Consider the following 16,481-nt stretch of genomic DNA (forward strand, 5'->3'; position numbering starts at 1 on the left):
GCTCCTTTGCCGACGCTGAGTAGATTTTAGGTGACGGGTGGTGACAATGAGTCCGTGTCGAGCGCTGATTTTTTCGGCCTTTAGAGCGAGATTTATACAATAGAATTTGGCATGAGATTGGATTGCTTTTAGTCAGCCTCTTATAGCCTAAAGTCTTTGAGTGACTAGATGACATATCATGTAAGTTGCTGATAGGTTTCCAGTTTTCCGCTCCTAGGTCTGCATATTGTACTTTTCCTCTTACTCGACTTAACCAGTACCAACCCAGCTTCTCAACGGATTTATACCATGGCACTTTAAAGCCAGCATCACTGACAATGAGCGGTGTGGTGTTACTCGGTAGAATGCTCGCAAGGTCGGCTAGAAATTGGTCATGAGCTTTCTTTGAACATTGCTCTGAAAGCGGGAACGCTTTCTCATAAAGAGTAACAGAACGACCGTGTAGTGCGACTGAAGCTCGCAATACCATAAGTCGTTTTTGCTCACGAATATCAGACCAGTCAACAAGTACAATGGGCATCGTATTGCCCGAACAGATAAAGCTAGCATGCCAACGGTATACAGCGAGTCGCTCTTTGTGGAGGTGACGATTACCTAACAATCGGTCGATTCGTTTGATGTTATGTTTTGTTCTCGCTTTGGTTGGCAGGTTACGGCCAAGTTCGGTAAGAGTGAGAGTTTTACAGTCAAGTAATGCGTGGCAAGCCAACGTTAAGCTGTTGAGTCGTTTTAAGTGTAATTCGGGGCAGAATTGGTAAAGAGAGTCGTGTAAAATATCGAGTTCGCACATCTTGTTGTCTGATTATTGATTTTTCGCGAAACCATTTGATCATATGACAAGATGTGTATCCACCTTAACTTAATGATTTTTACCAAAATCATTAGGGGATTCATCAGCACTCAATTTTATTGATGATATTCTTATTATACCAGACATTTTTCATACACTCCCTTGTACGGATAGTTTTCCGACAACTTCATGATTACATATCTTGCGGTTTTGATTATTTTTGCTGCAAGAAATACATACTTCAAACGAAAGGTCTTTATTTGCTGTCTGTATTCTGAAGAGTCCAAGGAATCAAACTTGAACAACAAAAATAGGTTATATGAAAGCATCATCATTTGAAACACGGCTTCATTCGCCCAAAATGACTTTAGCAAGAGATGACCCACCGCCATGTCGTATTTGGCTTCTTTGATATAGTTTTCAGCATTACCACGCTTTTCATAGTATATAACTACTTTTTCAGAAAGCAAGGTAGTATTTGTTACAAAGAAAAAGTAGTCGTATTCGGAACCTTCTAAAAGTGATAATTGTGCTCTTTCTTTTTCTGGTTTCAGTACGCGAGATACGACAAATCTTCTGTCTTTTTCCCATTTAACTAATTTTGTATACAGTTCTGTAGTTTCTCTACCTTCTTCTCCTTTAACGAATACAATTGATGAATTCGTTGCTTGTGAGGTGAGTGTAGAATAACTTTTGGCTTTAATTAAATATTTGCATCCAAGAGATTCTATCGTTTCGATAATTTTTTCATCAAAGTAGCCACTATCCATTCGAAATAAAATTTCTAAATCGTCTGATTTGATGTTAGCAACAATTTCTTTGATCATTTCCGCAGCACCGTTTGCAGTGTAAGTATTGCCACTTCTTACAAATCCGGTAACATATGCTTTTAATTCGTCGCAAAATGCAAATTGGATATTGTAGCATCGGTTTCCCAGTTTCTTAGGATTATATCCTTTTGACGCACCTTCTTGATGACCTTCTACGTTAATTACACTACTATCAATATCAATCGTAATGGATGTCAATTTACTTTTAGTGAGCAGTTTTTTAAAGACTTTAAAATTAATGTCTCTAAACATTTGGGTTGTCTTGAAGTTGAAGTTTCCTAGAAACCGTGACACTGTTTCAGGTTCTTTTACGGAAATATCAAACTCGTTGACGAGGGGATCATTTTGAAGTAGCTTTAGACGTTCTAACTTATCAATGCCAATGAAGTGACCGCAGAGCATGGTCTTTATATGATTCATCTTGATTTTATTTGTTGAGTCATTATCAAATACGAGGTCATTTTCAATAAAATCAAAAATCCCATTGCTTTTTGCATTCTCAAGGAGCAGAAAAAGACCTGCATTTGATGTTAGATTCTTAGCTTTGAAATCAATTTTATTAATCATAATTAGAACCCCTTTTTACTACTTTTCTTACTATTATTTTACCATATATCGAGTCATAAAAGCTGATAATTTAACATATTTTTGAGCACTTTTCTTTCACCCAATGGGTGAAAGCTGAATTTCGAAGGAATGCATATTTATCAAGGCTTTGATTATGCTTTTTGAAGTACTGACGTAGAATCTAGGTTTAATATTGCGCTCAGACTGCAGGGCGCGATCCAGCCAGTTTTTGACTTTGATGTTTTGCTGCATCAACGCGTTGCCGTTTTCCGTCGCGGTAATCAGACGCTGGCTGAGCTGATGGTTGATATCCAGTTCCTGCTTCACCAGCGGATTGGCCTGAATGCGCGCGGTCTCATCTGGCGAAATGGCCTCCTGCGCGGTCTTTTCGGTGAGCGTTAGCCGCTTGTTATTCACCGCTTCCTGCAACAGCTGCAGCTGATGCTCAATCCGGTTGCTGTTGGCGGTGACGAAATCGCGCTGCTTTTGCAAAGTGTCCTGGAGCACTGTATTGCCTTCCAGGCTTTTACGCTGTTGCTCAATCTGGGCATTCAGCAACACTTGCTGCGCTTGTAGCAGCACCTGTTGGGTTGGACGTAACGCCGTTTCGCCGACGCCATCCAGTTGGTTACGGATTTGCTGAAGCTGTTGGGAAGCGGTGTACATAGCGTTCTGCACGCGCTCTGGCTGCGTTTGCAGGGAAACTAACTGACTGTTATAGGTCGCCAGGTCGTTTTGCGAATTCTGCAGATCATCCAGCGCCTGGGCCACGCGCAGCTCCAGCTGACGCAGTGACAGAGTGCCGAGGGTTTTCCGCGTCTCGTCGTCATTATCGACATCGCTCAGCGCGTTAAGGGACTCCACGGCTTGACGCATTTTTTCCGGCGCCTGTGACACTTTCTGGCGTAACTGAACTGTCTCCTCTTTCACCCGTTCGATTTTCTCCAGCGTGGCAATGGTCTCGGTGAGATCCTGCTGAATCAGTTTGTCCTGGGCGGAAAGGTCTTTTTGTTTATTGAGTGTATCCAGTTGGCTTTGCACATCCGCCCGGGAAGGCAGGTCACCGTTTGTGGAGGCGCGGGCCAATGCCAATGACGGGCAGGACAACATAAGAATGAAAACAGCCACCGTGACAAAAATAAGGTGCTGTGAACGTTTATAGAGCTGCAACATAGTCATGTGAATGAAGGTTTCTGAACCGAAAAGACGACCGAAAATAGTCAACGCGCAAGAATATCACGGCTCTCTTAGGCAGAATAGCGGCAGCGAAATCGACCAGGACAATTCCTGGCGCGGGTTCAGGCCTGCGCGTCAGGCGCGACGGCGCGCAGTGTGGGGCAAAACATAAACATTTCCAGCAGGATAGCGACGTAATCGCGCGCTTCTTTTTTGAGATCGAACGAATGCGGCGCAAACAGCCAGTTTTCCATGATGCCCGAGACGTAGCCGCGCATGATAACCGCGGCGCGGCGCGTGAGCAGATTCGCGGGAAGCATATTGGCTTTTATACAGTGCGTGAGGGTCTGCTCAATACGGTCGTAGCTCTCCAGACAGATGTTTCTTTGCGCCTGCTGCACTACGGCCATTTCTCCCACAAATTCGCATTTGTGGAATATAATCTCCATCAATAAACGTCGCCGCTCTTCCGTCACGGTAGATTCAAGAAGATGAACTAATATTTCTCTTAATACAGATAGTGGATCGTCGGGGAATTTTGCCTGATACTCAGTCTCAAGCTCACCAATGTTGGATTCTGACAGCTCCCAGATTTCACTGAATAAATCCGACTTGTTTCTGAAATGCCAATAGATTGCGCCACGAGTAACGCCCGCGGCTTTTGCAATCTCCGCCAGCGAGGTGGAAGATACCCCTTGTTGCGAGAACAAACGTAGCGCTACATCCAGTATGTGTTGTCGTGTTTCCTGCGCTTGTTGTTTGGTTTTTCGTGCCATATGTCGGTGAATTTACAGGCGTTAGATTTACATACATTTATGAATGTATGTACCATAGCACGACGATAATATAAACGCAGCAATGGGTTTGTGGACTTTTGACCATTGATCAATTTGAAATCGGACACTCGAGGTTTACATATGAACAAAAACAGAGGGTTAACGCCTCTGGCGGTCGTTCTGATGCTCTCAGGCAGCTTAGCGCTAACAGGATGTGACGACAAACCGGCCCAACAAGGGGGCCAGCAAATGCCAGAAGTTGGGGTTGTGACGCTCAAAACTGAACCTCTGCAGATCACCACTGAACTTCCGGGTCGCACCAGTGCTTTCCGTATTGCCGAAGTTCGCCCTCAGGTAAGCGGCATTATCCTGAAGCGGAATTTCGAGGAAGGCAGCGATATCGAAGCAGGTGTGTCTCTCTATCAGATTGATCCTGCGACTTATCAAGCGTCATACGAAAGTGCGAAAGGCGATCTGGCGAAAGCCCAGGCCGCAGCCAGCATCGCGCAGGTCACGGTGAACCGTTATAAGAAACTGCTCGGCACGCAGTACATCAGTAAACAAGACTACGATCAGGCGCTGGCGGATGCGCAACAGGCGAATGCTGCCGTGCTTGCCGCTAAAGCCGCCGTTGAAACGGCGCGTATTAACCTGGCGTACACCAAGGTGACCTCTCCGATTAGCGGCCGTATTGGTAAATCGTCCGTAACCGAAGGCGCACTGGTGCAAAACGGTCAGGCGACCGCGCTGGCGACCGTACAACAGCTTGATCCGATCTACGTTGATGTTACCCAGTCGAGCAACGACTTCCTGCGCCTGAAACAAGAACTGGCTAACGGAACGCTGAAACAGGAAAACGGCAAGGCGAAAGTTGAGCTGGTGACCAGTGACGGCATTAAATTCCCGCAGACAGGCACGCTTGAGTTTTCAGACGTGACCGTCGACCAGACTACCGGTTCTATTACTTTACGCGCCATCTTCCCTAACCCGGACCACACGCTGCTGCCGGGTATGTTTGTCCGCGCGCGTTTGCAGGAAGGGACTAACCCATCCGCTCTGCTGGTGCCGCAGCAGGGGGTAACCCGTACGCCGCGTGGCGATGCTACCGCGTTGGTCGTCGGCGCAGATAACAAAGTCGAAACCCGTCAAATTGTGGCCAGTCAGGCGATTGGTGACAAGTGGCTGGTGACCGATGGGCTGAAAGCGGGTGACCGTGTTGTCGTCAGTGGGCTGCAGAAAGTGCGTCCTGGTGCGCAGGTGAAAGCACAAGAGATTACCGCAGATAACAAACAGCAAGCTGCTGGCGGTAACCAGCCTGAGCAAACTAAGTCTTAACTTAAACAGGAGCCGTTAAGACATGCCAAATTTCTTTATCGATCGCCCCATATTCGCATGGGTGATCGCCATTATCATCATGTTGGCAGGGGGGCTTGCGATCCTCAAACTGCCGGTCGCGCAATATCCAACGATTGCGCCGCCAGCAGTGACGATCTCCGCAACCTACCCTGGCGCTGATGCGCAAACCGTGCAGGACACCGTCACACAGGTTATCGAACAGAACATGAACGGTATCGATAACCTGATGTACATGTCCTCAAACAGTGACTCCACGGGTACCGTGCAGATCACCCTGACGTTTGAATCCGGTACCGATGCGGACATTGCGCAGGTTCAGGTGCAGAACAAACTGCAGCTGGCGATGCCGTTGCTGCCGCAGGAAGTTCAACAGCAGGGCGTGAGCGTTGAGAAGTCATCCAGTAGCTTCCTGATGGTTGTCGGGGTTATCAACACCGACGGTTCCATGACCCAGGAAGATATTTCGGACTACGTTGCCGCCAACATGAAGGACGCCATCAGCCGTACTTCCGGCGTGGGTGACGTGCAGTTGTTCGGTTCGCAGTACGCGATGCGTATCTGGATGGACCCGACAGCGCTCAACAAATTTCAGCTGACGCCGGTCGATGTGATCAACGCAATCAAAGCGCAGAACGCCCAGGTTGCGGCGGGTCAGTTAGGCGGTACGCCGCCGGTGAAAGGCCAGCAGTTGAACGCCTCGATCATTGCCCAGACGCGTCTGACTTCAACCGAAGAATTCGGCAAAATCCTGCTGAAAGTGAATCAGGATGGTTCGCAGGTTCGTCTGCGTGACGTTTCCAAAATCGAACTGGGCGGCGAGAACTACGACGTTATTGCGAAGTTCAACGGCCAGCCTGCGTCCGGTTTAGGGATTAAACTGGCGACGGGCGCCAACGCGCTCGACACCGCGACAGCGATCCGTGCTGAACTGGCGAAAATGGAGCCGTTCTTCCCGTCGGGCCTGAAAATTGTTTACCCGTATGACACCACCCCGTTCGTGAAAATCTCCATTCATGAAGTGGTGAAAACGCTGGTGGAAGCGATCATTCTCGTGTTCCTGGTAATGTATCTGTTCCTGCAGAACTTCCGCGCGACGCTGATCCCAACCATTGCCGTTCCGGTGGTTCTGTTGGGGACCTTTGCGGTCCTTGCGGCCTTCGGCTTCTCGATAAACACCCTGACGATGTTCGGGATGGTGCTCGCCATCGGTCTGTTGGTGGATGACGCCATCGTGGTGGTCGAGAACGTCGAACGTGTTATGTCCGAAGAGGGCCTGCCGCCGAAGGAAGCGACGCGTAAATCAATGGGCCAGATTCAGGGCGCACTGGTGGGTATCGCGATGGTTCTGTCGGCGGTGTTTATCCCGATGGCCTTCTTTGGCGGCTCGACCGGGGCTATCTATCGTCAGTTCTCCATCACTATCGTCTCCGCGATGGCGCTGTCGGTTCTGGTAGCGTTGATCCTGACGCCGGCGCTGTGCGCCACCATGCTCAAGCCCATCGCCAAAGGCGACCACGGTGAAGGCAAAAAAGGCTTTTTCGGCTGGTTTAACCGCATGTTCGATAAGAGCACGCACCACTACACCGACAGCGTAGGCAACATTCTGCGCAGTACCGGTCGTTATCTGCTGCTGTATCTGATCATTGTGGTCGGCATGGCCTTTCTGTTCGTTCGTCTGCCAAGCTCCTTCCTGCCGGATGAAGACCAGGGGGTATTCCTGAGCATGGCCCAGTTGCCTGCCGGTGCGACTCAGGAACGGACGCAGAAAGTTCTCGATGAGATGACCGACTATTTCCTGACCAAAGAAAAAGCCAACGTTGAGTCGGTGTTTGCGGTTAACGGCTTCGGCTTTGCGGGTCGCGGTCAGAACACCGGTATCGCGTTCGTCTCGCTGAAAGATTGGGCCGATCGTCCGGGCGATGAGAACAAAGTTGAGGCGATTACCCAACGTGCGTCAGCGGCCTTCTCGCAGATTAAAGACGCGATGGTCTTCGCCTTTAACCTGCCGGCGATTGTTGAGTTGGGTACTGCAACCGGCTTCGACTTCCAGTTGATCGACCAGGCGGGTCTTGGCCATGAAAAACTGACACAGGCACGTAACCAGCTGTTTGGCGAAGTGGCAAAACACCCGGATCTGCTGGTTGGTGTTCGTCCTAACGGTCTGGAAGATACGCCGCAGTTCAAAATTGATATCGACCAGGAAAAAGCACAGGCGCTGGGCGTTTCCATTAGTGATATCAATACCACACTGGGCGCAGCCTGGGGCGGCAGCTACGTAAACGACTTTATCGATCGTGGTCGTGTGAAGAAAGTTTACGTAATGTCTGAAGCGAAATACCGCATGTTGCCGGAAGATATTGGTAACTGGTACGTCCGCGGCAGCGATGGCCAGATGGTGCCGTTCTCGGCCTTCTCGTCGTCACGCTGGGAATACGGTTCACCGCGTCTGGAACGCTATAACGGTCTGCCTTCCATGGAGATTCTGGGCCAGGCGGCGCCGGGCAAGAGTACCGGTGAAGCGATGGCGATGATGGAAGAGCTGGCAAGCAAGCTGCCTTCCGGCATCGGCTATGACTGGACGGGGATGTCCTATCAGGAACGTCTGTCCGGCAACCAGGCCCCTGCCCTGTACGCCATCTCGCTGATCGTCGTCTTCCTGTGTCTGGCGGCGTTGTATGAGAGCTGGTCGATTCCGTTCTCGGTTATGCTGGTGGTTCCGCTTGGGGTTATCGGCGCGCTGCTGGCGGCGACCTTCCGCGGGTTGACCAACGACGTTTACTTCCAGGTGGGCCTCCTCACAACCATTGGGTTGTCGGCGAAGAACGCGATCTTGATCGTCGAATTCGCCAAAGACCTGATGGATAAAGAAGGTAAAGGCCTGATTGAAGCCACGCTTGAAGCGGTACGTATGCGTTTACGTCCGATCCTGATGACCTCGCTGGCGTTCATTCTGGGCGTTATGCCGCTGGTTATCAGCTCCGGCGCAGGCTCCGGCGCGCAGAACGCCGTGGGGACAGGCGTGATGGGCGGTATGGTCACCGCGACCGTACTGGCTATCTTCTTCGTTCCTGTGTTCTTTGTGGTGGTACGCCGTCGCTTCAGCCGCAAGAGTGAAGATGTCGAGCACAGCCATACCGTAGAGCATCGTTGATCCGCATTATAATAAAGGCCGCGCAAGCGGCCTTTTTTTTCGAGTGACAGTGTTCACCGCGCTAATTGCAACGTCGTTTACTTACGATTGAGGAATAAACGTCTTTATCCACAACAGTGAGGAGGATTTTCTTAGCGGTTTTAGTTAATTCTTATTTGTCGATTATTAATTCATTATTAAGAGTATTCCTGGCGATGAAAACAGCGACACCTCCCCCGCAACAACTAAGTCAATGAAAAGATAAGATATATTGAGTCTACGACTCAGGATAAAATACCTTATTCCGGACAGCCTCTATTACGTGCTATAATGATAATGTTGCACCCCACTCTTCTATTCACTTAATTGTAATTTTTCGTAATAGGACGATGAAATCTTTTATAGAGTAGATTATAGTTAAAGCATCAGGAGCAGAGGGCAAGTTCCAGGTCTGTTAGTTGTACCCATCCCGAAAGGTGTTCGGTTAGTTAAAGCCACTAAGAAGGGGATGCGTTATGGATGAATACTCACCCAAAAGACATGATATCGCTCAGCTGAAATTTCTTTGTGAAACGCTTTATCATGATTGTCTTGCAAACCTTGAAGAAAGCAATCATGGCTGGGTTAACGATCCAACCTCGGCTATCAACCTGCAACTCAACGAACTGATCGAGCATATTGCAACCTTCGCGCTTAATTATAAAATTAAGTATAACGAGGACAATAAGCTGATCGAACAGATTGATGAATATCTGGACGACACTTTTATGTTGTTCAGCAGTTATGGCATTAATGCGCAGGACCTCCAAAAATGGCAGAAATCCGGGAATCGCTTGTTCCGCTGCTTTGTGAATGCCACCAGGGCTAATCCTGTTAGTTTGTCTTGTTAAATATTATTACAATCATAGGTAAGAATCATGTCCGATAAACCATTAACTAAAACTGATTATTTGATGCGTTTGCGACGCTGCCAGACTATTGACACGCTGGAACGCGTGATTGAAAAAAATAAATATGAATTGTCTGACAATGAATTGGCTGTATTTTACTCAGCAGCAGATCACCGTCTCGCAGAATTAACCATGAATAAACTTTACGACAAGATCCCCTCCTCCGTCTGGAAATTCATCCGTTAATTCGTGGCAGACTCATTAGAAAATACGGATGTTTTCTTGCGAAACAATGTTGAATATTTGCTTTAAGCGTCGATACGCTGTTGTGAATTCTGTCACAAAATAACGTAGGGAACGTTCCCTGACACCCTCTGTCCCTCTACTGTATGGCTTTTAATGCTAACGCAGAGAGTGCATGGAATGAGTGAAGAAAAGCAAAAAATGATCGCGGGCGAGCTGTACCGACCCTCGGATGACACCCTGCGCGATGACCGGATGCAGGCGCGCAAGTGGGTTCACCGCTACAATCAGACCGCCCCGGACGAAAAAGCCGAACGCCTGGCGATCCTCACCGCGCTTCTCGGTCACTGTGACAAGCCCTATATCGAACCGTCCTTTCGCTGTGACTACGGTTACAATATCTTTCTCGGGAAAGACTTTTACGCCAATTTCGACTGTGTACTGTTGGACGTTTGCCCCATCCGCATTGGCGACAACTGTATGCTGGCGCCCGGCGTTCATATTTATACCGCCACCCATCCTCTGGACGCGACTGAACGCAACAGCGGACGGGAGTTCGGCAAACCGGTCACCATCGGCAATAATGTCTGGATTGGCGGACGCGCGGTGATTAATCCGGGCGTAACGATTGGCGACAATGTCGTTGTGGCCTCCGGCGCGGTGGTGACCAAAGATGTGCCGGCAAACGTGGTCGTAGGCGGCAATCCAGCGCGGATCCTGAAACATCTGTCGGCCTGATTGTAACTGTTATGCTAAATTGTGGTTAATCTGTTACTTTTTTCAGGGTTACGCCGCTTTTAAAATGGGGTGTTCATCTGCAAGTAGCACAATCACAAAGGCTAAAAATGACAGAAATACAACGCCTGCTTACCGAAACCATTGACGATCTTAACGTGCGTGAGAAGCGCGATAATAAGCCGCGCTTCAGTATCAGCTTTATCCGCAAACATCCGGGCCTGTTTATTGGCATGTACATCGCCTGGTTCGCCACCCTCGCGGTCATGTTACAGTCCGACACGCTGGTTGGCTCAGTCTGGCTGCTGGTCGTGCTTTTCATCTTACTGAACGGTTTTTTCTTTTTTGACGTCGCTCCGCGCTATCGTTATGAAGATATCGACGTGCTGGACTTCCGGGTGTGTTACAACGGCGAGTGGTACAACACGCGATTCGTTCCCCCGGCTTTGGTTGAGACGATTCTTGAGTCCCCGCGCGTCAATCGCGAACAGAAGACACAGTTACAGAAGATGCTTTCCCGTAAGGGCGAGCTGTCGTTTTATGACATTTTTACTCTGGCACGCGCTGAAGCGCAGCAATAACCTGCCGAGGCCGGGTGGCGCGCTCCGCCATCCGGCCTCGGGTAATCTTACCGACGCTTTTTCCGCCCTTGTACTGCCTTAAAACGCGGATTCGTTTTACAAATCACATATAACCGCCCTTTTCTTCTGACAATCTGACAGTCCGGATGGCGCTGCTTTGCGCTGCGCAAGGAATTCAGTACCTGCATTTTCACCCCCGCTTCGAGCTTAAAAAATGGCCAAAACGTTTCTCAAAGCGCGCCGCGCTGCCTTCGTTAGCGAACGTTTTTTGCTTACCGGTGTAATACGGATGCGACTTAGATGAAACATCAATAGTGACGTACGGGTAGACCACACCGTCCAGCTCAATTTCGCGATCCGTTTTAATGGTTGACCCTACTTTAAAATATTCATCAGCGCTGGTGTCGTGAAACACCACGGTGCGGTAAGCAGGATGGATATTCGGTTTCATCTTTACCCCTTTAATTGTTACAATATAACATAACAATAAAATACGCCAAGCCTGGCCGTTTATCAACCCCATGAAAACCAGGCTCAATACGCACATTGCACTTAACACACTCACCAATACCGGTTTTTTTCCGCGATCGGATATAATTTCTTTACGATGCGTTATTAAGGATATCTTCGTGACCACACGACATCTGGTTAGCCTGGTAACGGGCGTGCTGATCCTCGCTATTTTGCTGCCAGTAGGGGTGAGCATCTGGCTTGCCCATCGCCAGGTCGAGAGGAAGTTTATTGAGGAGCTGGATAACTATTCCACCCAGGTGTTTGAGCGCACCCAGCGTGTGGTCCAGCAGGCGAAAAATGCCCTACAGGACATTGAGGCAGTGACCAGCCTCCCCTGCTCGCATGACCATTTGCTGGCGATGCGACGTATCTCTTTTAGCTACCGCTATGTACAGGAAGTGCTGTACCTGGAAAACAACATCCCGCGATGCTCGTCGCTGGAACAGGAAAGCCATACCGCTCCTTTTCCGCCCGCAATGAAGCTGACTGATGACGGTTACCAGGCCTGGTTTACCACGCATAACGATTTGGGGATTGCGCGCTATATGACCGCGCTGGGGAATGGCCGCTATATCGTCATGATCGATCCCGCCTCATTTATTGACGTTGTGCCCTTTGGCGCATGGCAAATCGATGTGGCGATAATCGGCACACAACGTAATATTGTTATCGCCAGTAGCGGGACCATTCCTCCCGCCGTTCTGCAATATACCCGCGAAAAAACACCGCGCCATCTGGAACGTCACGGCGTGGTATATGAAATCCGCCCCTTCCCGGAAATGGGGATTGCCATTGTCAGTTGGGCTTCCACGCGTCCACTGGATAAAATCTGGTATCAACAGGCGTTTATCTGGGTGCCCGTCGGTACGGCGATTGGGCTTCTGGCAGCGGCGTTTATCCTGCGCATTTTGCGGCGTATTCAGTCTCCTCGTCATCGGCTACAGGATGCTATCCATAACCGGGACATCAGCGTTCACTATCAACCCATCATGTCGCTGACCACGGGGAAGATCGTTGGCGCAGAGGCGCTGGCGCGTTGGCGGCAAACTGACGGCAGCTTTCTTTCGCCGGACATTTTTATTCCGCTTGCCGCTCAGACCGGGCTTACCGAATCGCTTACCCGGCTGATCATCGAGTCGGTGTTTGAAGATATGGGGCAATGGCTTCAGCAGCATCCGGAACAGCATATTTCCATCAATATTGAATCCGCGGATCTTGCCTCAGAGAAGCTCCCGGCGCTGCTCAACAAACTGCTCCAGCAGTACCAGCTTTCTCCTTCTCAGATAGCTCTGGAACTGACTGAACGCGCTTTTGCCGATCCAAAAACCAGCTCGCCCATCGTTGCCCGCTATCGTGAAGCGGGACATGCCATCTATATTGACGATTTCGGCACCGGTTTCTCCAGCCTCAGTTACCTGCAGAATCTGGAAGTGGATATCATGAAAATTGATAAATCCTTTGTCAGCGCGCTGGAATACAAAAACGTGACGCCGCACATTATCGAATTGGCCCGGACACTGAATCTGAAGATGGTGGCCGAGGGAATTGAAACGGCGAGGCAGGAAGCATGGTTACGCCAGCATGGCGTGGATTATGGCCAGGGCTGGCTGTACAGCAAAGCGCTGCCCAAAACGGCGTTTATCCTCTGGGCTGAAGAGCACCTTTGAGGCGAAAATGGCTGGCGGCACGCCGCACAGCCAGTCACGTTATTCGTCGAGAATAGGGGCAAATCCACCGTAGATCATGCGTTTACCATCAAACGGCATTTCATCGCCGAATTCTTTCATCCGCGGGTCGGACATCATCTTTTGATTCGCCGCATCCCGTACCTCTTTCGACGGGTATTCGATCCAACTGAACACCACTTCTTCGTTTTCTCCGGCTTTAACCGCCATGCGAAAATCGGTGACGCTGCCATCTGGCACGTCGTCGGCCCAGCATTCGACGATGCGAAGCGCGCCAAACTCCTTAAACAGCGGTGCTGCTTTCGCCGCCAGCGCCTTATAAGCCTCCTTGTTTTCGGCGGGGACGGCTACAACAAAACCATCAACATACTTCATGAGAAAAACCTCCGAAGTTTACTGCGCGGCCAGCCTTTCCAGCCGCGTCAGTCGGATTAAGTGTAGTCGTCTCTCGTCAACTACGCTGTCTGGATCCGGGACCGGGAAGTGTAGCGAAACCACGGCAAACAGAGCTGAATTAACGGCCCGATCGCCAGAGCGTACAGCACCGTTCCTACGCCAAGCGTGCCGCCCAGCAGCCAGCCGCTGAAGAGCACCGACACCTCGATCGCCGTTCGAATCAGACGCACCGACCAACCGGTGCGGGCATGAATGCCGGTCATCAGCCCGTCCCGCGGCCCGGCGCCAAAGCCAGCGCCGATATACATGCTCGTCGCCAGCGCGTTGACCACCACCGCCGCCGCCAGCATCACGCTGCGCACGACCAGCGAGGAGAGTTCCGGCATCAGCGCCAGCGCAGCATCGGCGGCAAGTCCAATGACAATAACGTTGCTGAATGTGCCTAAGCCGGGACGCTGGCGCAGCGGGATCCACAGCAACAGGACCAGCGCGCCGACGATAATCATCACGATGCCTATCTTCATTGACAGCAGATTTGCCAACCCAAGATGAAAAACGTTCCACGGATCGGCGCCTAAGTCCGCGCGCACAAACATGGCGGTTGAGACTCCATACAGAGCCAGTCCAAAATAGAGTTGCAGCAGTCGACGTCCCATTTTCCCCTCCCCGTCAAGATGGCTTTTATCTTCGCCATAATTGGCACTATGATTAATGACCAGTTTTGAGAAAGTGGACTGCTATGTCATCACGTCGCAATGGAAGCCAGTCGTTACATCGCCTGCTGGGTCACTGGCAAGAGACATCTTCACGTACGCCGCTGTGGCGACAGTTGGCGGAAGCGCTGCGTCTGCTGATCCTTGACGGGCGTCTGGCGCTAGACAGCCGCTTGCCTGGCGAACGCGAACTGGCGTCAGTGCTGGATGTGAGCCGCACCACCGTTGCCAGCGCGCTGGCGCAACTACGTGAAGAGGGATATCTGGACATCCGTCACGGCAGCGGGTCGCGGGTGATTTTGCCAACGCATATTCGCGACGTGCCCACGCGCTCGGCGACGCCCCTGGCGGTTGATCTTTCCACGGCGGCGCTGAATGCCGGACCTGAAATCCATCAGGCTTACCAGGAGGCGCTGCGCGCCATGCCGCCCCACTTGTTGACCTCCGGCTATCAGCCGCAGGGGCTGCTCTCCCTGCGCGAGTCTGTCGCCCGGCACTATGCGTCACGAGGACTGCCGACCCATGCTGATGAAATCATGGTAGTGAACGGTGCGGTCAGCGGTCTGGCGCTGATCCTGCGTTTAATGACCGGGCCTGGCGACCGCGTACTTGTCGATCATCCCACTTACCCACTGGCCATTGCCGCGATTCAGGGCGCCTCCTGTCGACCGGTAGGCGTTTCGTTACCGGAGCAGGGCTGGGATACCGCTGGACTGGCAGCCACTATCGCACAGACCTCTCCCAGGCTCGCTTATCTGATGCCGGATTTTCATAACCCCACCGGGCGGTGCATGGATGAGCCGACGCGCCAGATTGTCGCCGACATTGCGGCCACAACCCACACAACGCTGGTCATTGATGAAACGATGGTGAATCTGTGGTACGACGCCGCGCCGCCGCCTCCACTGGCGGCTTATCATCGCCATGCGCCGGTCATTCTGCTGGGTTCGGCAGGAAAAAGTTTTTGGGGCGGCTTGCGGCTGGGATGGGTGCGCGCGCCCGCAAGAACCATCGCTGCGCTGGTGCAAACGCGCGACACGTTCGATCTCGGCTCGCCGGTGCTGGAACAGCTCGCCACCACGTGGCTTCTCGATAATGCCAGCGCCTTTTTACCCCAACGCCGACAGCAACTGGCGGAACGACGCGCATTGTGTCAAACGCTTATGCGCTCGCATTTTCCGGAATGGCGCTTTCAGACGCCGCAGGGAGGACTTTCGTATTGGGTGGAACTGCCGGACGCGCTGGCGACGCAGTTCGCCACGCGCGCGGAGAGCGCCGGGATACAATTAGGAACAGGCACCCGCTTCGGTTTAGCAGGCGCGTTTGATCGCTTTTTGCGGATGCCGTTCGCGCTGCCGGAAGAAGGCTTGCGCGAAGCTTTTCGAACCTTACAGCCGCTCTGGGAGAGCCTGCGCATGCAGTCAGCAGGCAGTAAAGTTCGCAAAATTATTTAGTATTGACGCGGTACCGGAAAGCCTTTCAGGGAGATGATAAAATCCTCACCCTCTTTCTTGATTCTGGCGCCCGCGTCGCACCAGTCTGAGGCAATACGGAAAAACTCGTCGCTGCCGACGTTCCAGTGTAAGCGAACATGTTTCACGTAGCCTGAGCGCAATAATTCACAGGCTTCACTGTAGTTAATGGCGGTGGAAAGCGTTTGCTGTTTCATTTTTTCTTCTTCAGTAATCTGCGCAATGCTTTGATTTCTTTCGACGTCAGCGGTTCGACTTGCGACTCGATCGTGTGCTGGCTGTCGATCTCATCTGCGCAGACGTCGCCTTCTGCCGCCGCCCCAAAGGCGCTAAGCAGCAGTTTTTCTGTCGTGATACTCAAATTTTCGTTGTTCGTTTCGGCGTGCTGGCGAAGTTTCTCTTTCACCGCCTCATCGATTTTGACATTTAGTACCGCTGTAGCCATCGTAAAATCCTTGTGTGCAAGCAGGCAAAACACGGCGTAGCCGCAAACGCGCCGGTACGACGTGGAAAGAAAGAGGGGATTATGTTTTAACTTCCCGACAACACTCTGCCAGTTGTTCATTACAAAAAAATGACGAATTCATGACAAAATGAAGAAGTGAGACGGCGGGCTACTTCGGACGGC

At 51.0% G+C, this 16,481-nt stretch carries 17 protein-coding genes and 1 pseudogene; 8 read left to right on the forward strand and 10 right to left on the reverse strand.

Going from position 1 to position 16,481, the window contains the following annotated elements; translation table 11 throughout:
* The 4 genes and pseudogenes from OOJ60_RS15470 to acrR form a co-directional block, all read right to left on the reverse strand.
* A partial coding sequence (locus tag OOJ60_RS15470; protein ID WP_205613295.1) for an IS4-like element ISVsa5 family transposase occupies positions 1-790 on the reverse strand: 790 nt, incomplete at its 3' end.
* 134 nt (positions 791-924) lie between these two features.
* The gene (locus OOJ60_RS15475; protein ID WP_000608644.1) at positions 925-2,187 is read right to left on the reverse strand and encodes an IS1380-like element ISEcp1 family transposase; all 1,263 of its coding nucleotides are present in this window, start codon (positions 2,185-2,187) and stop codon (positions 925-927) included.
* 138 nt (positions 2,188-2,325) lie between these two features.
* A pseudogene (locus tag OOJ60_RS15480) lies at positions 2,326-3,366 on the reverse strand (mechanosensitive channel MscK); the annotation flags it as partial.
* Positions 3,367-3,485: 119 nt separating this feature from the next.
* Entirely contained in the window at positions 3,486-4,139 is a 654-nt protein-coding gene (acrR, locus tag OOJ60_RS15485; protein WP_042285832.1) for a multidrug efflux transporter transcriptional repressor AcrR, read from the reverse strand.
* A 141-nt stretch (positions 4,140-4,280) separates the two neighbouring features.
* On the opposite strand from acrR, the gene acrA reads away from it, so the two are divergent.
* The 6 genes from acrA to OOJ60_RS15515 all read left to right on the forward strand — a co-directional run bounded on the left by acrA (position 4,281) and on the right by OOJ60_RS15515 (position 11,074).
* The gene (gene acrA, locus OOJ60_RS15490; RefSeq protein ID WP_042285835.1) at positions 4,281-5,474 is read left to right on the forward strand and encodes a multidrug efflux RND transporter periplasmic adaptor subunit AcrA; all 1,194 of its coding nucleotides are present in this window, start codon (positions 4,281-4,283) and stop codon (positions 5,472-5,474) included.
* 22 nt (positions 5,475-5,496) lie between these two features.
* Positions 5,497-8,646, forward strand: a complete 3,150-nt coding sequence (acrB, locus tag OOJ60_RS15495; RefSeq protein ID WP_042285838.1) for an efflux RND transporter permease AcrB — start codon at positions 5,497-5,499, stop codon at positions 8,644-8,646.
* 494 nt (positions 8,647-9,140) lie between these two features.
* Positions 9,141-9,515, forward strand: a complete 375-nt coding sequence (gene tomB, locus OOJ60_RS15500) for an Hha toxicity modulator TomB (RefSeq protein WP_042285841.1) — start codon at positions 9,141-9,143, stop codon at positions 9,513-9,515.
* 27 nt (positions 9,516-9,542) lie between these two features.
* A complete protein-coding gene (locus OOJ60_RS15505; RefSeq protein ID WP_001280991.1) occupies positions 9,543-9,761 on the forward strand; it encodes an HHA domain-containing protein in 219 nt (72 codons plus the stop codon).
* A gap of 177 nt (positions 9,762-9,938) precedes the next feature.
* Complete coding sequence (gene maa / locus OOJ60_RS15510; protein ID WP_042285845.1) at positions 9,939-10,496, forward strand: maltose O-acetyltransferase; 558 nt, start codon at positions 9,939-9,941, stop codon at positions 10,494-10,496.
* 107 nt (positions 10,497-10,603) lie between these two features.
* On the forward strand, positions 10,604-11,074 hold the full coding sequence (locus tag OOJ60_RS15515; protein WP_042285848.1) for a YlaC family protein: 471 nt from the start codon (positions 10,604-10,606) through the stop codon (positions 11,072-11,074).
* 47 nt (positions 11,075-11,121) lie between these two features.
* On the opposite strand, the gene ykgO is transcribed toward OOJ60_RS15515, so the two are convergent.
* Both ykgO and OOJ60_RS15525 read right to left on the reverse strand, forming a co-directional pair.
* The gene (gene ykgO, locus OOJ60_RS15520) at positions 11,122-11,262 is read right to left on the reverse strand and encodes a type B 50S ribosomal protein L36 (protein WP_016537667.1); all 141 of its coding nucleotides are present in this window, start codon (positions 11,260-11,262) and stop codon (positions 11,122-11,124) included.
* Between the two features lie 2 nt (positions 11,263-11,264).
* Positions 11,265-11,525 carry a type B 50S ribosomal protein L31 gene (locus tag OOJ60_RS15525; RefSeq protein WP_042285853.1) on the reverse strand — a complete coding sequence of 87 codons (261 nt, stop codon included), beginning with the start codon at positions 11,523-11,525 and terminating at the stop codon, positions 11,265-11,267.
* Between the two features lie 178 nt (positions 11,526-11,703).
* Between OOJ60_RS15525 and OOJ60_RS15530 the strand changes: the two genes are divergently transcribed.
* Positions 11,704-13,254 carry an EAL domain-containing protein gene (locus OOJ60_RS15530; protein ID WP_205612851.1) on the forward strand — a complete coding sequence of 517 codons (1,551 nt, stop codon included), beginning with the start codon at positions 11,704-11,706 and terminating at the stop codon, positions 13,252-13,254.
* Between the two features lie 39 nt (positions 13,255-13,293).
* Here the strand turns inward: OOJ60_RS15530 and OOJ60_RS15535 are convergent, their stop codons facing one another.
* Both OOJ60_RS15535 and yczE read right to left on the reverse strand, forming a co-directional pair.
* Positions 13,294-13,647 carry a DUF1428 domain-containing protein gene (locus OOJ60_RS15535; RefSeq protein ID WP_060569050.1) on the reverse strand — a complete coding sequence of 118 codons (354 nt, stop codon included), beginning with the start codon at positions 13,645-13,647 and terminating at the stop codon, positions 13,294-13,296.
* Positions 13,648-13,727: 80 nt separating this feature from the next.
* Positions 13,728-14,324, reverse strand: coding sequence for a membrane protein YczE (gene yczE, locus OOJ60_RS15540; protein WP_199956500.1), 597 nt, complete (start codon positions 14,322-14,324; stop codon positions 13,728-13,730).
* A gap of 83 nt (positions 14,325-14,407) precedes the next feature.
* Here yczE and yczR point away from each other — a divergent pair, with 83 nt between their 5' ends.
* Positions 14,408-15,835 carry a MocR-like transcription factor YczR gene (yczR, locus tag OOJ60_RS15545; RefSeq protein ID WP_042285864.1) on the forward strand — a complete coding sequence of 476 codons (1,428 nt, stop codon included), beginning with the start codon at positions 14,408-14,410 and terminating at the stop codon, positions 15,833-15,835.
* Here the strand turns inward: yczR and OOJ60_RS15550 are convergent.
* Positions 15,832-16,050 (reverse strand): hypothetical protein, encoded by a 219-nt coding sequence (locus OOJ60_RS15550; protein WP_205612852.1) that lies wholly within the window; start codon positions 16,048-16,050, stop codon positions 15,832-15,834. The genes yczR and OOJ60_RS15550 overlap by 4 nt on opposite strands.
* Positions 16,047-16,298, reverse strand: coding sequence for a hypothetical protein (locus OOJ60_RS15555; RefSeq protein ID WP_042285870.1), 252 nt, complete (start codon positions 16,296-16,298; stop codon positions 16,047-16,049). The genes OOJ60_RS15550 and OOJ60_RS15555 overlap by 4 nt, the downstream gene beginning before the upstream one ends.
* Between the last annotated feature and the right edge of the window lie 183 nt (positions 16,299-16,481).

The organism is Citrobacter sp. R4, from assembly GCF_026719175.1.
GTDB classification, from domain to species: Bacteria; Pseudomonadota; Gammaproteobacteria; order Enterobacterales; family Enterobacteriaceae; genus Citrobacter_A; species Citrobacter_A sedlakii.

Bases quoted from the DNA above. Each gene is read 5' to 3' on its own strand.
- OOJ60_RS15475 (WP_000608644.1), bottom strand. From the start codon at position 2,187: ATGATTAATAAAATTGATTTCAAAGCTAAGAATCTAACATCAAATGCA.
- acrR (WP_042285832.1), bottom strand. From the start codon at position 4,139: ATGGCACGAAAAACCAAACAACAAGCGCAGGAAACACGACAACACATA.
- acrA (WP_042285835.1), top strand. From the start codon at position 4,281: ATGAACAAAAACAGAGGGTTAACGCCTCTGGCGGTCGTTCTGATGCTC.
- acrB (WP_042285838.1), top strand. From the start codon at position 5,497: ATGCCAAATTTCTTTATCGATCGCCCCATATTCGCATGGGTGATCGCC.
- tomB (WP_042285841.1), top strand. From the start codon at position 9,141: ATGGATGAATACTCACCCAAAAGACATGATATCGCTCAGCTGAAATTT.
- OOJ60_RS15505 (WP_001280991.1), top strand. From the start codon at position 9,543: ATGTCCGATAAACCATTAACTAAAACTGATTATTTGATGCGTTTGCGA.
- maa (WP_042285845.1), top strand. From the start codon at position 9,939: ATGAGTGAAGAAAAGCAAAAAATGATCGCGGGCGAGCTGTACCGACCC.
- OOJ60_RS15515 (WP_042285848.1), top strand. From the start codon at position 10,604: ATGACAGAAATACAACGCCTGCTTACCGAAACCATTGACGATCTTAAC.
- ykgO (WP_016537667.1), bottom strand. From the start codon at position 11,262: ATGCAGGTACTGAATTCCTTGCGCAGCGCAAAGCAGCGCCATCCGGAC.
- OOJ60_RS15525 (WP_042285853.1), bottom strand. From the start codon at position 11,525: ATGAAACCGAATATCCATCCTGCTTACCGCACCGTGGTGTTTCACGAC.
- OOJ60_RS15535 (WP_060569050.1), bottom strand. From the start codon at position 13,647: ATGAAGTATGTTGATGGTTTTGTTGTAGCCGTCCCCGCCGAAAACAAG.
- yczE (WP_199956500.1), bottom strand. From the start codon at position 14,324: ATGGGACGTCGACTGCTGCAACTCTATTTTGGACTGGCTCTGTATGGA.
- yczR (WP_042285864.1), top strand. From the start codon at position 14,408: ATGTCATCACGTCGCAATGGAAGCCAGTCGTTACATCGCCTGCTGGGT.
- OOJ60_RS15550 (WP_205612852.1), bottom strand. From the start codon at position 16,050: ATGAAACAGCAAACGCTTTCCACCGCCATTAACTACAGTGAAGCCTGT.
- OOJ60_RS15555 (WP_042285870.1), bottom strand. From the start codon at position 16,298: ATGGCTACAGCGGTACTAAATGTCAAAATCGATGAGGCGGTGAAAGAG.